The organism is Streptomyces sp. NPDC093546 (assembly GCF_044765045.1).
In the GTDB taxonomy this organism is placed as follows: Bacteria; Actinomycetota; Actinomycetes; order Streptomycetales; family Streptomycetaceae; genus Streptomyces.
In genome coordinates this window covers 555664-567346 of sequence record NZ_JBIWJG010000001.1, presented here as the reverse complement: position 1 = coordinate 567346, position 11683 = coordinate 555664, and the positions used below count along the sequence as shown (strand labels likewise).

Below are 11683 nucleotides of genomic sequence, written 5' to 3'. Positions count from 1 at the left end.
GTCAGGCCACCCCCCGCGCGTGCTCGACCACGGGGGCGCCTCGCCGGGGCAGCAGCACGCCGATCAGGTCGATGCGCAGCCCGCCGGGCGGCGGGCCGCCGTGCCGGTCCAGCCAGCAGGCGGCGAGCCGTCTGAGCCGGTCGGCCTTGGCGGGCGTGAGCGCCGCCATGGGGTGCTGGAAGTCGCCGGCCCTGCGCGTCTTGACCTCGCAGACGACCACCGTGTCGCCGTCCCGGGCGACGATGTCGATCTCCCCGGTCCGCCCGCACCGCCAGTTCCGTGCGAGCACCGCCATCCCGCACTCGCTCAGCCGGCGCACCGCCAGCTCTTCGCCGTAGGCGCCCAGTGCCCCCGTCGCGTTCATTCGGCACCACCTCCGGCACCGACTGTGACGGGTCGGCGCCGGACTATTGGATCTTGGTGGACAACCGAACGCTTGTGGACAACCGGCTCACCCACACCGGTGAACAGAGACCCGGCACCGGGGGCGCGGACCTCAGCTGCCGGGCAGCTCCAGATCGCTCTTGTTGAGCTCCTCGATGTTCACGTCCTTGAACGTCAACACCCGCACCTGCTTGACGAACCGCGCCGGCCGGTACATGTCCCAGACCCACGCGTCCGCCATCGACACTTCGAAGAACACCTCGCCCTGCACCGAGTGCACCTGCATCTCGTAGTCGTTGGTGAGGTAGAAGCGACGCTCGGTCTCGATCACGTATTTGAACAGACCGACGACATCGCGGTACTCCCGGTAGAGCTTCAGCTCCATCTCGGTCTCGTACTTCTCGAGGTCCTCGGCGCTCATGGCATGTTCCCCTTCAGCCGTGCGTCTCCCCATTGTGCGCCTGTCACCTGCGCCCCTAGACGATTTCCGGAGCGAGGACCACCGGCGTACTCGGGGGTCCCTCGACGAGCAGCGTGCGCAGCAGCTCGGCGAGTCGTGTCGGGTACACCGTCTCACGGGCCGCCGACAGTTCGGCGGAGGTCCACCACCTCAGCCCCGTGACACTGCGCGCCTCCAGCTCCGTGGGGTCCGCCAGGGCCACCGCTGCCGCCGGCCGCCGCGTACGGGCGAGGTAGTACCACTCGTCCTGGTCCCAGCGCCGCCCGGCGAACGGGAAGGAGCAGAACCGCTGCCACACCACCGGCCCCAGCTCCACGTCCGTGAGGCCGGTCTCCTCGGCCAGCTCCCGCAGCGCGGCCTCCTCGCGGGTCTCGTCGCCCTCCACCCCGCCGCCCGGCGTGAACCACCAGGTGACGCCGGGGTCGTCCGGCTCGTACCCGTGCAGCAGCAGGATCCGGTCGTCCGGGTCGAGCAGCAGCACCCGCGCGACCCTGCGCGCCGCCTCACCCACGGGTGACCGCCTCCGACCGCGTCCGGCGCCGCGACAGCAATCCCGCGACCGGCCCGTACGCCGCACCGCCGAGGATCAACGCCGCACCGACCACCACAGCACCCACCACCGGCACCACCGGCCCCGGCCGCGACACGCCCCCGGGCAGCGCGGCGAACGCCCGCGGCCGCTCCACCATGCCGCCGACCGGCCACGCCACGGCGTCCACCCGGGCGCTGACCGCGCTGCGCGGCACCGACCCCCGGGCCGCGTCCTGGAGGTGGACGCGGGAGTCCTGCGAGCCCATGCGCTCGTCGCCGAGCAGGAAGAGCCGCCCCTCGGGCACGGTCACGGAGAACGGCGTCGAGGCGGCCGCCTCCGACCGCAGATACGGTTCTTCAATCGGGGTGCCGTTCACGGTCAGCCGGCCTTCCGCGTCGCAGCAGGCGACCTTGTCGCCGCCGACGCCGACCACCCGCTTGACCATCGGCAGATCGCCCCACGTCGAGTCGGTGAAGACCACGACGTCACCGCGGCGCACCTCCGCGCCGTCGATCCGCTGCGCCAGCACCCGGTCCCCGGCCGTGACGGTCGGCGACATGGAGTCCGAGGGCACGGTGTACGGCTGGTACTGGACCGCGCCCCAGGCGAACCCGCCGAGGAAGAGCACACAGCCGACGGCCACGGCCAGCCCCGACAGCACGCTGCCGAGACGGCCGCGGCCGTCGTCCGTTCGTTGCGTTCGGCTCATCCCAGCGCTCCCCACGTTCGGAGATCGACGATCTGGGAGGGAACCCTACCCGCGGTGCCCTACCCGGCGGTACGCCTCTTCCTGCGCCACAGCACGATCGGCAGCGCGCCCGCGAGCCCGAGGGCACCCGGCCCGACGGCCGCCGCGGCGGCCGCGCTGAGGCCCGGCTGGTCGAAGGTGTCCGGCACTGGCAGCGTGGACCAGCGGTCGAGCGGCCACGCCACCACGACCGCCCGCCCGACGACCCGCTCGGTGGCGACCGTGCCGTTGCCGGGCAGCTCCTGGTGGTAGCGGGAGTCCAGCGAGTTCTGCCGGTTGTCGCCCATCACCCAGATGCGGTCCTGGGGCACCTTGATCGGCCCGAACGGCTCGTCGTCGCACGGCGTGGAGCCGGGCGCGATGTACGCCGTCTCGTCGAGCGGCTTGCCGTTGAGGACGACCTTGCCGCCCTTCTTGCACTCCACCGTGTCACCGCCGACCGCGATGACCCGCTTGATCAGGTCCTTCTCCTCCGAGGACGGCATCAGCCCGATGAAGCTGAGGAACTCCTGGAGGATGTTCGGCTCCGGCGTCGGCTCGCCCTCCAGCCAGCCGCCCGGGTCGTGGAAGACCACGACCTCGCCGCGCTCGGGCTCCGAGCCGAACCACGGGGTGAGCTTGTCGACCAGGACCCGGTCACCGCGCTGCAGCGTGTTCATCATCGAGTCGGACGGGATCGAGAACGCCTGCACCAGGAAGGTCTTGATCAGCAGCGCCAGCAGCAGCGCGATACCGATCAGCAGGGGCAGTTCCTTCCAGAAGGAACGGGGCTTCTTCGGCCCGTCGTCACCCGTCCCGCCGTCCGCCGCCGCACCCACCGGGGGGCCCTCAGCGTGCCCGGTTCCGGGGGAGGGCTCCCCGCCCGACCCGGAAGGCCCGGCGGCAGAGGACGCGGAGGGCTGCTCCGGCCTCTCCTCCGGCCCGTCGTGTCCGGATCGTGCGCCGACCGCCAAATCCCCCACATCCACTCCTCACTCCGTGCAACCGCCCGCCCCACAGCAGGGGAGGGCCCACCACTCCCATAACGAGCGGGAGTTCCGCAGGGCTCGGGAGCCGGATGGTTCTGTTCGTTCCGTTCAGAATCCGAGAGAACACACTATGCGAAGCGCCGAGCGACATCGCAGTCCCGGCCCGCGAGTCCCCCGATCCCCCGACCACGGCACCTACCCTGACGGCCGCGAGTCCGGGACGGACGCGAACGCGTCCGGCTCCTCCAGTCGGCGCCAGTGGTCGAACGGCCAGGCGATGACGAACGCCGTCCCGACCACCTCCTCCTCCGACACCGTGCCCTGGAACGCCTCGTCCAGGTGGAAGCGCGAGTCCGCCGAGTTGGCCCGGTGGTCCCCCATCACGAACAGCCGCCCCTCCGGCACCTTCACGTCGAACGTGATCGTCGAGGGAACGTTTCCGGGGTGCAGGTACGGCTCGCTCAGTGGTACGCCGTTGACGGTGACGCGACCGTCCGCGTCACAGCACTTGACGGTGTCCCCGCCGACCGCGACGACCCGCTTGATCAGGTCCTGCTCGTCGTCGGACGGCAGCAGACCGATGAAGGTGAGGGCCTGCTTGACCTGCTTGACGACGACCGGGTCGTCCTTCTTCGGGGCGTTCTCCTCCTGGAGCCAGCCGCCCGGGTCCTTGAAGACGACGACGTCCCCGCGCTGCGGCTTGGAGCCGAACCAGGGCGTGAGCTTGTCGACCAGCACCCGGTCGTCGATCCGGATCGTCTGCTCCATCGAGCCTGAGGGGATCACGAAGGCCTGCACCAGGAAGGTCTTCAGTACGAGGGCGATGACCAGCGCCACGGTGATGAGGAGCGGTACCTCCTTCACCGCCGACCTGCGCCTGCGCCGCTTCACGCGCCGGGCGAGCTTGCGCCGCTCCGCGCGCCCGGGCAGGGCGCGGGCGCCGTCCGTGGGCCGGGACCCGGTGGGCAGCCGCGTGTCGGCCCGGTGGCCGCCGCGCCTGGCCCGGTTACCCATGGCCCCCGCCTGCCGGGTGCGCCGCGCCGGGTACGTCGCGGAAGGCCGGCGTCGGCTCCACCGACGACCAGCGGCCGAAGGGCCAGCCGATCCAGTCCGCCCGGCCGATCACCTTCTCCACCGGGACCACACCGCCGCCCGGTTCACCGAGGTGGTCGCGGGAGTCGCGCGACTGGCTGCGGTGGTCGCCCATGACCCACAGGGTGCCCTGCGGCACGACGATGTCGAAGGGCACCTGGGAAGGTGCGTCACCGGGGTGCAGATACCCCTCGCTCACCGGTACGCCGTTCACCTCGACCCTTCCCCCCTTGTCGCAGCACGTCACGCGGTCGCCCCCCACGCCGACCACCCGCTTCACGTAGTCGGTCTCGGCGGGCTCGGTCAGGCCGAGCGCCGCGCCCGCCGCGTGGAGCAGCGCCGCGAGCGGGTTCTGCTCCGGTGCCTCGCGGACGAAGGACCCGGTGCCGTCGAAGACGACCACGTCCCCACGCTGGGGCTCGGAACCGAAACGGTACGCCAACTTGTTCACGAGCACCCGGTCCCCGACCTGGAGAGTGGGCTCCATGGAGCTGCTCGGGATCTGGAAGGGCTGCACCACGAAGTGGCTGAACAGCAGCAGGAACACGGCGCACGCGACGCCGATCATCCCCGGTCCGCGCCAGGAGAAGCCGCCGCGCCCGCCGGAATGCACGGAGCGCGACTCCTCCCCCGTATCGGAGGAGGAGTCGCGCTCGGTGTGCTGTGCTTCGGTGTCCATCGGAGCCAGATGCTATCCGGCCGCCCTGTGGACCCCCGCGCGACGGAGCTGAGCCGGGGCTCAGTTCTCGCGCTTCTCCTTGATCTTCGCGGCCTTGCCGCGCAGCTCACGCAGGTAGTACAGCTTGGCGCGACGGACGTCACCGCGGGTCACGAGCTCGATCTTCTCGAAGATCGGGCTGTGCACCGGGAAGGTGCGCTCGACGCCGACGGAGAAGGAGACCTTGCGGACCGTGAAGGTCTCGGAGACGCCCGAGCCCTGGCGGCGGATGACGACACCCTTGAACTGCTGGATACGGGAGCGGTTGCCCTCGATGACGCGAACGTGGACGTTCACGGTGTCACCGGGACGGAACGACGGGACGTCGGTCCGCAGGGACGCGGAGTTGACGGCGTCAAGCACGTGAGACATGGTCGTCTGCTTCCTCGCTGATGCCACAGGTCATCAACGGCAACTAGAGATGGGGTTGAGGGGCTGTGCCGTCGGGGCCGGCGCGTGTCCCCCTGTGGCAGGGGCGCCGCTCGGACGTACAGCAGCCGCCTATTCTTCCACGCCGCCGGGCCTGCGCCAAAATCGGCCACCGGGTTCCGGTGCCCAGCCGAGCATGGAGAGGGTCTCGCGGTCCTTCTTGTCGAACGCGGCCGGGTCGGTCCGCTCGATCAGCTCGGGCCGGTTCGCGGCGGTCCGACGCAGCGCCTCGTCCCGCCGCCAGCGGGCGATCTTCCCGTGGTGGCCGCTGAGCAGGACGTCGGGGATACCGCGCCCGCGCCACTCCGGCGGCTTGGTGTAGACGGGGCCCTCCAGGAGGTTGGCCATGGCACCGGGGGCGAAGGAGTCGTCCCGGTGGGACTCGGCGTTGCCCAGGACGCCGGGCAGCAGCCGGGCCACGGCCTCGGTGACCACCAGGACGGCGGCCTCGCCGCCCGCCAGCACGTAGTCGCCGATGGACACCTCGTACACCGGTATCCGGGTGGCGTACTCGTCGATGACGCGGCGGTCGATGCCCTCGTACCGGGCGGGGGTGAAGATCAGCCAGGGCCGCTCGGAGAGCTCGACGGCGAGCTCCTGGGTGAAGGGCCGCCCGCTGGGGGTGGGCACGACCAGCGCGGGACCGTGGGCGCCCGCCTCGTACCCGGCGGCGAGCGTGTCGTCCAGGGCCTCGCCCCAGGGGTCGGTCTTCATGACCATGCCGGGGCCGCCGCCGTAGGGGGTGTCGTCGACCGTGTGGTGCCGGTCGTACGTCCACCGGCGCAGGTCGTGTACGTGGACGTCGAGCACGCCGCGCGCGCGTGCCTTGCCGACGAGCGAGACGTTCAGCGGGTCCAGGTACTCGGGGAAGATCGTGACGACGTCGAGCCGCATCAGCTCTCGTCTCCCGCGTCCTTGGTCGAGACGATCTCGGCGCGGTCGTCGATCAGGCCGGGCGGCGGGGCGATGACCGCCCTCTGCTCGTCGAGGTCGATGTCGGTGACGATCTCCTCGACGAACGGGATCATGACCTCGGTGCCGTCGGGCCGCTCCACGACGAACAGGTCCTGGGACGGCAGGTGCGAGATCTCGGTGATCCGGCCGACCTCGGTGCCGTCGGCGAGGACCACGTCCAGGTCGATGAGCTGGTGGTCGTAGTACTCGTCGGGCTCCTCCGGCCGCTCCTCCGGGTCCACCTCCGCGATCAGCAGGGTGTTGCGCAACGCCTCGGCGGCGTTGCGGTCCCGTACGCCCTCGAAGCGGAGCAGCAGCCGGCCGCTGTGCACCCGGCCGGTCTCGATGGTCAGCGGCCCGGCGGAGGCCGGATCCGTGGCCAGTACGGCGCCGGGCGCGAGCCGCAGCTCCGGCTCGTCCGTCCGCACCTCGACGGTGACCTCGCCCTTGATCCCGTGGGCGCGGCCGATCCGTGCGACTACCAGCTGCACTGCTCACCTCTCCAAACGACGTACACACGACGTACCACACGAACACGGGCCGGGGAGGGCCGTAGCCCTCCCCGGCCCGTGCCGGTGCATCTACTGCAAAACAGCCAACTTGTTCAGCGGACCTGGTCCACGTCGACGAGGTCGACCCGGATGCCACGACCGCCGAGGGCCCCCACGACGGTACGCAGAGCGCGCGCGGTGCGGCCGTTGCGGCCGATCACCTTGCCGAGGTCGTCGGGGTGGACCCGGACCTCCAGTACGCGCCCGCGGCGCAGGGTGCGCGAGGCGACCTGCACGTCGTCGGGATTGTCGACAATGCCCTTCACGAGGTGCTCGAGAGCCTCCTCGAGCATGCTCAGGCCTCGGTCGACTCGGTGGACGCGGCCTCGGCCTCGTCCGCCTTCTTGTCGGCCTTCTTCGCCTTCGGGGTGATGGCCTCACCCTTCGCCTCGTCACCCTCGAGCGCCTTCGCGAAGGCGTCGAAGGAGGCGCGCTTGTCTTCCTTGGTCGCCGGGGCGAGCAGCGGCTTCTCGGGGGCCGGCAGGCCCTTGACCTTCTGCCAGTCGCCGGTGAGCTTCAGGATCGCGAGGACCGGCTCGGTCGGCTGGGCGCCGACGGACAGCCAGTACTGCGCACGCTCCGAGTCGACCTCGATGCGCGACGGGTTCTGCACCGGGTGGTACAGGCCGATCTCCTCGATGGCCCGGCCGTCACGGCGGGTACGGGAGTCGGCGACGACGATGCGGTAGTGAGGCGAACGGATCTTGCCCAGACGCTTCAGCTTGATCTTGACTGCCACGGGTGTGGTGTCTCCTGGTCTTGACGTGGTTGGGCACGACGAAATGCCACGTGGGGTTGCGGTACTCGGGTGCCCGATGGACGCGTCAGCCGGAGGAGAGAGGGGTCCTGTTCGACTGTCGAGTACAGCTAGCCATTGTGCCACACCACGCGGGGTCAGCTCGCCGCGCCCACCGCTTCCGGAATGCGGAACGGCTTCCCGCAGCCGCCGCAGACGATCGGCGCCTGCGCGAGGACCGACGGGACGACCCGGACGTTGCGCCCGCAGTCGCAGACCGCCTTGACCCGCACGCCGCCACCGGAGGAGCCGTGCCGGGCGGCCGGCCCGCGGAAGGAGCGCTTGGTGTCGGCGGCCGTGGCGGCCGTGTGCGCCTTCAGGGCGCGCTGGAGCCGCTCGATCGTCGGCCGGTAGCGGCGCTTGGCCTCGGGGCTGAGCGTGACCAGGGAGAAGCCGCTGCTCGGGTGCGGCTCGTCCGGGTGGTCGAGGCCCATCTCCTCGGCGATCGCCAGGAATCTGCGGTTGTGGTAGCGGCCGGCGCGAGAGGTGTCGCGGACTCCTCGGGCGGCGGCGATGCCGTGGACTGCCTCATGGAGCAGTCGTTCGAACGAGAGCTCGGCGCCACAGGCGGACGACGACTCTCCGATCAGGGATTCGGGCGCGGCGAGATCCGGCAGCTCGGGGTGGTGCCGCTGAATGTCGGCCCACGCCTGTGCCAGCTCTGCGGCGAGAACAGGTGGTGTCGTGCTCACGTCGTGACAACGAGCCGGACTGCCTGTGGGTTCCATTCCGGGGCATCCCAAATAATTTGCACGTACCCGTCAGTTGCCGTTGATGCGTCCTGACGAGGGCCAGTGCGCCGATGTACGGAGAAGGCTCGCAGCTCGCACCAAGGTGGTACGTAGCGCCGCGCACGCCCCGGCGCCCACACCCCGGCGCGGAGCGCTCGTGGAGGGCGGCCGCGGTGTGACAGTACTCCGGCGCACGGGAGCGCGCGGCACCGGCCCGTTGCCATGGCGGGATTCGCTCGCCGCCCCCACTATGAGAGAAGTTCGTGCCGACTCGGGGGCGCACGCCCGGGGCACGCAAGCATTGCGTCCCGACCCCTGGACACCGGGGGCGGATGCGGAGTTCCCTGGGCGTCGGGGAGTGCGCGCGCACGCACACGGGGGCTGTCAATCAGGGCACAGACGCACAGATGGACCTCTCGGCGGATTGGGGCGCTTTCGATGACACCTATGCTCGTCCAGCACCACCCCCACCCGGCCTCGGCCCCTCCGGCGACGGACGGGCCCGGCCGAGCCCGCGACTGGGCTGAGATCCAGGAGCGGATGCTCGTCCCGCTCTACGAAGCGGTGTACCAGCACCTGGAGGTCGGCACCGGGACGCGGCTGCTGGGTCTCGGTTGCGGCTCGGGACTCGCCTTGCTGATGGCCGCCTCCCGCGGCGCGCAGGTCACCGGCTGCGACACCGACCACGCACGCGTGGACCTGGCCAAGGAGCGGCTGATGCCCGACGCGGGCGCGCACGACGCCGCCCCGCGGTGCGGCGAGACGAGACTCCTGTACGGCGGGCCCGCCGAGACCGCGGACCCCACCCGTCCGGCGTACAACCTCATCACCGCGTTCCAGCCGATCGGCTGCACCGCCGGGGACTCCGAGGGTCTGGTGCCCGCCCTGGTGAGCGGCGTACGGCTGGCGGAGCGGGGCAGCGCCGTGGTGCTGGCGGGCTGGGGCCCGCCGGAGCGGTGCGCCACCTCGACCGTGCTGCGGGTGGCGGGCCGGCTCACCGAGCGGCTGCGCACGCGGGCCGGCTGGCGCCCGGCGAACCGCGACGACCTGGAGGACGTGGCCGCGCGGGCCGGGCTGAACCCGGACGGTTCGGGACGGGTGGCGTGCCCCTTCGGGTACGCCGACATCGAGAGCGCCGTACGCGGCCTGTTCTCGACGGGGCTGTTCGACGCGGCGGTGGAGGCGTCCGACCAGGCGACCGTCGAGAAGGAGGTCACCGAGGCCCTCCACCCGTACGTACGGCCCGACGGCACGGTGTGGATGCCGAACGTCTTCCGCTACCTGGTGGCCAGGACCCCCTGACGTCTCACTGTTCCCCCGCGTGCGCCTTGGCGAGGCGGGGGATGCCGGCCGCACGGTACGCCTCGGCCTCCTCCAGCGTCTCGTTCTCCAGGAGCGCCGCCGCCAGAGCGTCCAGCTTGGGGCGGTGCTCCTCGAGGAGCCGGCAGGCGCGTTCGTAGCACTCGTCGACGATGCGGCGCATCTCGTGGGCCACGGCGTCCAGCGTCGCGGGCGCGGCGGAGAGCCCGTACGCCTGCTGCGCGTCGCCCGGGATGGCGCTGAGCCGGCCGACCCGGTCGCTCATGCCCCAGCGGCCCGCCATCCCGCGCGCGATGTTGGTGACCTGCTCCAGGTCGCTCTCCGAGCCGGTCGTGACCACCCCGAACACGACGTGTTCGGCCGCCATCCCGCCCAGCGCGCCGATGATCCGGCCGCGCAGGTAGTCCTCCGTGTACGCGTACTTGTCGGCGTCGGGCGTCGACAGGGTCACGCCGAGCGCGCGTCCGCGCGGCACGATGGTGACCTTGCGGACAGGGTCCGCGCCGGGCTGGAGCATGCCCAGCAGCGCGTGGCCGCTCTCGTGGTACGCGGTGCGGCGGCGCTCCTCCAGCGGCATGACCAGCGCGCGCTCGGCACCGAGCTGGACCTTCTCCAGGGCCTCGGAGAGGTCCGCCTGCGTGACGCGCGGGCGGCGGCGCTTGACCGCGAGCAGGGCGGCCTCGTTGGCGAGGTTGGCCAGCTCGGCGCCGGTCATGCCCGGGGTCGTACGGGCGACCCGGGCCAGGTCGACGTCCTCGGCGAGCGGGATGTCGCGGGTGTGGATCCTGAGGATCGCCTCGCGGCCGCCCCGGTCGGGCGGGCTGACGTGGACAATCCGGTCGAAGCGTCCGGGCCGGGTGAGGGCCGGGTCAAGGACGTCGGCGCGGTTGGTGGCCGCGATGACGATGACGCCCTCGGAGCCGGAGAAGCCGTCCATCTCGGTCAGGATCTGGTTCAGCGTCTGCTCGCGCTCGTCGTGCCCGCCCATGGCGGCGGAGCCGCCGCGGACGCGCCCGATGGTGTCGATCTCGTCGATGAAGATGATCGCGGGGGCCACCTTGCGGGCCTCGTTGAACAGCTCCCGTACGCGCGAGGCGCCGACGCCGACGATCATCTCGATGAACTCGGAGGCGGACGCCGAGAAGAACGGCACCCCCGCCTCGCCGGCCACCGCCCGCGCCAGGAGCGTCTTCCCGGTGCCGGGCGGCCCCGCCAGCAGCACACCGCGCGGCATCTTGGCGCCCATGCGCCAGTACGCGTCGGGGTTCTTCAGGAAGTCCACCACGTCGTTCAGCTCGCCCTCCACCTCGTCGATCCCGGCGACGTCGGCGAAGGTCGTGCGCTGTCCGGCCGTGACCTCGACCGGCTTGGGCGGCGCCTTGCGGCCCAGCATGCCCCCGGCGCCGAGCCCGGCGCTCATCCGCCGGGAGATGAACACCCACAGCAGGACGAGGAGGAGGATCGGCGCGAGCGAGAGCAGCAGATTGGCGACGAAGCTCGGCCTCTCGACCACCGGCTCGGCGGTCACGGTGACCTTCTGCTTGGTCAGTTCCGACCAGAGGTTGTCGTCGGCGAAGGCCGGACGCTGGGTGGTGAACCGCTGGCCGTTGTCCAGTTCGCCCTCGATGGCGTCGCCCTTGGAGTAGATCTTGGCGACCTTGCCGTCGGTGACCTGCCGGCTGAACTCGGTGTACGAGATGGTCCGCTCGTCGCCGTTGCCGAAGTACGACAGGGCCAGGTTGGTCAGGACGAAGACGGCCACCGCGGCGAGGACGAGCGCGATCCACCCGCCGGGCATCTTCTTGCGCGGCGGCGGTGGCGGAGGCGCGCCCTCCGAGCGCCAGGGCTGGTCGGTGCGGTCGCGTGGGGGTACGGAATTGGCCACGCTGCCATCATGCGAGACCGCCGCGAAAGCGGCATTACGGGCGCCGCGCGCCGTGGCGGGCGTACGGCGGAGGGGCGCCCACCAACGTGGTGGACGCCCCTCCGAACCGCTGTGC

Annotated in this window: 14 protein-coding genes and 1 pseudogene; 1 reads left to right on the top strand and 14 read right to left on the bottom strand. The window is 71.4% G+C overall.

The window, feature by feature from the left end:
- Position 1: 1 nt before the first annotated feature.
- The 13 genes and pseudogenes from ACIRNI_RS02490 to ACIRNI_RS02430 form a co-directional block, all read right to left on the bottom strand.
- On the bottom strand, positions 2-364 hold the full coding sequence (locus tag ACIRNI_RS02490) for a YraN family protein (RefSeq protein ID WP_355356239.1): 363 nt from the start codon (positions 362-364) through the stop codon (positions 2-4).
- Between the two features lie 132 nt (positions 365-496).
- Positions 497-805 (bottom strand): DUF2469 domain-containing protein, encoded by a 309-nt coding sequence (locus tag ACIRNI_RS02485; RefSeq protein WP_005311352.1) that lies wholly within the window; start codon positions 803-805, stop codon positions 497-499.
- A gap of 55 nt (positions 806-860) precedes the next feature.
- Positions 861-1355 carry an NUDIX hydrolase gene (locus tag ACIRNI_RS02480; protein WP_403547592.1) on the bottom strand — a complete coding sequence of 165 codons (495 nt, stop codon included), beginning with the start codon at positions 1353-1355 and terminating at the stop codon, positions 861-863.
- On the bottom strand, positions 1348-2085 hold the full coding sequence (lepB, locus tag ACIRNI_RS02475; RefSeq protein ID WP_403547591.1) for a signal peptidase I: 738 nt from the start codon (positions 2083-2085) through the stop codon (positions 1348-1350). The genes ACIRNI_RS02480 and lepB (ACIRNI_RS02475) overlap by 8 nt, the downstream gene beginning before the upstream one ends.
- A gap of 59 nt (positions 2086-2144) precedes the next feature.
- The gene (gene lepB / locus ACIRNI_RS02470) at positions 2145-3077 is read right to left on the bottom strand and encodes a signal peptidase I (protein ID WP_403547796.1); all 933 of its coding nucleotides are present in this window, start codon (positions 3075-3077) and stop codon (positions 2145-2147) included.
- Positions 2971-4106, bottom strand: a pseudogene (gene lepB, locus ACIRNI_RS02465) (signal peptidase I); the annotation flags it as partial. The pseudogene lepB (ACIRNI_RS02465) and the gene lepB (ACIRNI_RS02470), both read right to left, overlap by 107 nt.
- Complete coding sequence (gene lepB / locus ACIRNI_RS02460) at positions 4099-4863, bottom strand: signal peptidase I (protein WP_403547589.1); 765 nt, start codon at positions 4861-4863, stop codon at positions 4099-4101. The pseudogene lepB (ACIRNI_RS02465) and the gene lepB (ACIRNI_RS02460), both read right to left, overlap by 8 nt.
- Positions 4864-4923: 60 nt before the next feature.
- Positions 4924-5274, bottom strand: coding sequence for a 50S ribosomal protein L19 (gene rplS, locus ACIRNI_RS02455; RefSeq protein WP_355356247.1), 351 nt, complete (start codon positions 5272-5274; stop codon positions 4924-4926).
- 129 nt (positions 5275-5403) lie between these two features.
- Positions 5404-6225 (bottom strand): tRNA (guanosine(37)-N1)-methyltransferase TrmD, encoded by an 822-nt coding sequence (trmD, locus tag ACIRNI_RS02450; RefSeq protein ID WP_356644247.1) that lies wholly within the window; start codon positions 6223-6225, stop codon positions 5404-5406.
- Positions 6225-6776 carry a ribosome maturation factor RimM gene (rimM, locus tag ACIRNI_RS02445; protein WP_403547587.1) on the bottom strand — a complete coding sequence of 184 codons (552 nt, stop codon included), beginning with the start codon at positions 6774-6776 and terminating at the stop codon, positions 6225-6227. The genes trmD and rimM overlap by 1 nt, the downstream gene beginning before the upstream one ends.
- Before the next feature lie 113 nt (positions 6777-6889).
- The gene (locus ACIRNI_RS02440; protein ID WP_052859899.1) at positions 6890-7129 is read right to left on the bottom strand and encodes an RNA-binding protein; all 240 of its coding nucleotides are present in this window, start codon (positions 7127-7129) and stop codon (positions 6890-6892) included.
- A gap of 2 nt (positions 7130-7131) precedes the next feature.
- The gene (gene rpsP / locus ACIRNI_RS02435; protein ID WP_031074686.1) at positions 7132-7575 is read right to left on the bottom strand and encodes a 30S ribosomal protein S16; all 444 of its coding nucleotides are present in this window, start codon (positions 7573-7575) and stop codon (positions 7132-7134) included.
- A 155-nt stretch (positions 7576-7730) separates the two neighbouring features.
- Positions 7731-8360, bottom strand: a complete 630-nt coding sequence (locus tag ACIRNI_RS02430) for a hypothetical protein (protein ID WP_355356254.1) — start codon at positions 8358-8360, stop codon at positions 7731-7733.
- 441 nt (positions 8361-8801) lie between these two features.
- Here ACIRNI_RS02430 and ACIRNI_RS02425 point away from each other — a divergent pair, with 441 nt between their 5' ends.
- Complete coding sequence (locus ACIRNI_RS02425; protein ID WP_403547584.1) at positions 8802-9665, top strand: methyltransferase domain-containing protein; 864 nt, start codon at positions 8802-8804, stop codon at positions 9663-9665.
- Between the two features lie 4 nt (positions 9666-9669).
- On the opposite strand, the gene ftsH is transcribed toward ACIRNI_RS02425, so the two are convergent.
- On the bottom strand, positions 9670-11568 hold the full coding sequence (ftsH, locus tag ACIRNI_RS02420) for an ATP-dependent zinc metalloprotease FtsH (RefSeq protein WP_403547583.1): 1899 nt from the start codon (positions 11566-11568) through the stop codon (positions 9670-9672).
- Between the last annotated feature and the right edge of the window lie 115 nt (positions 11569-11683).

Bases quoted from the DNA above. Each gene is read 5' to 3' on its own strand.
- ACIRNI_RS02425 (WP_403547584.1), top strand. From the start codon at position 8,802: ATGACACCTATGCTCGTCCAGCACCACCCCCACCCGGCCTCGGCCCCT.
- lepB (WP_403547591.1), bottom strand. From the start codon at position 2,085: ATGAGCCGAACGCAACGAACGGACGACGGCCGCGGCCGTCTCGGCAGC.
- ACIRNI_RS02485 (WP_005311352.1), bottom strand. From the start codon at position 805: ATGAGCGCCGAGGACCTCGAGAAGTACGAGACCGAGATGGAGCTGAAG.
- ACIRNI_RS02440 (WP_052859899.1), bottom strand. From the start codon at position 7,129: ATGCTCGAGGAGGCTCTCGAGCACCTCGTGAAGGGCATTGTCGACAAT.
- lepB (WP_403547589.1), bottom strand. From the start codon at position 4,863: ATGGACACCGAAGCACAGCACACCGAGCGCGACTCCTCCTCCGATACG.
- ACIRNI_RS02430 (WP_355356254.1), bottom strand. From the start codon at position 8,360: ATGGAACCCACAGGCAGTCCGGCTCGTTGTCACGACGTGAGCACGACA.
- trmD (WP_356644247.1), bottom strand. From the start codon at position 6,225: ATGCGGCTCGACGTCGTCACGATCTTCCCCGAGTACCTGGACCCGCTG.
- ACIRNI_RS02490 (WP_355356239.1), bottom strand. From the start codon at position 364: ATGAACGCGACGGGGGCACTGGGCGCCTACGGCGAAGAGCTGGCGGTG.
- rplS (WP_355356247.1), bottom strand. From the start codon at position 5,274: ATGTCTCACGTGCTTGACGCCGTCAACTCCGCGTCCCTGCGGACCGAC.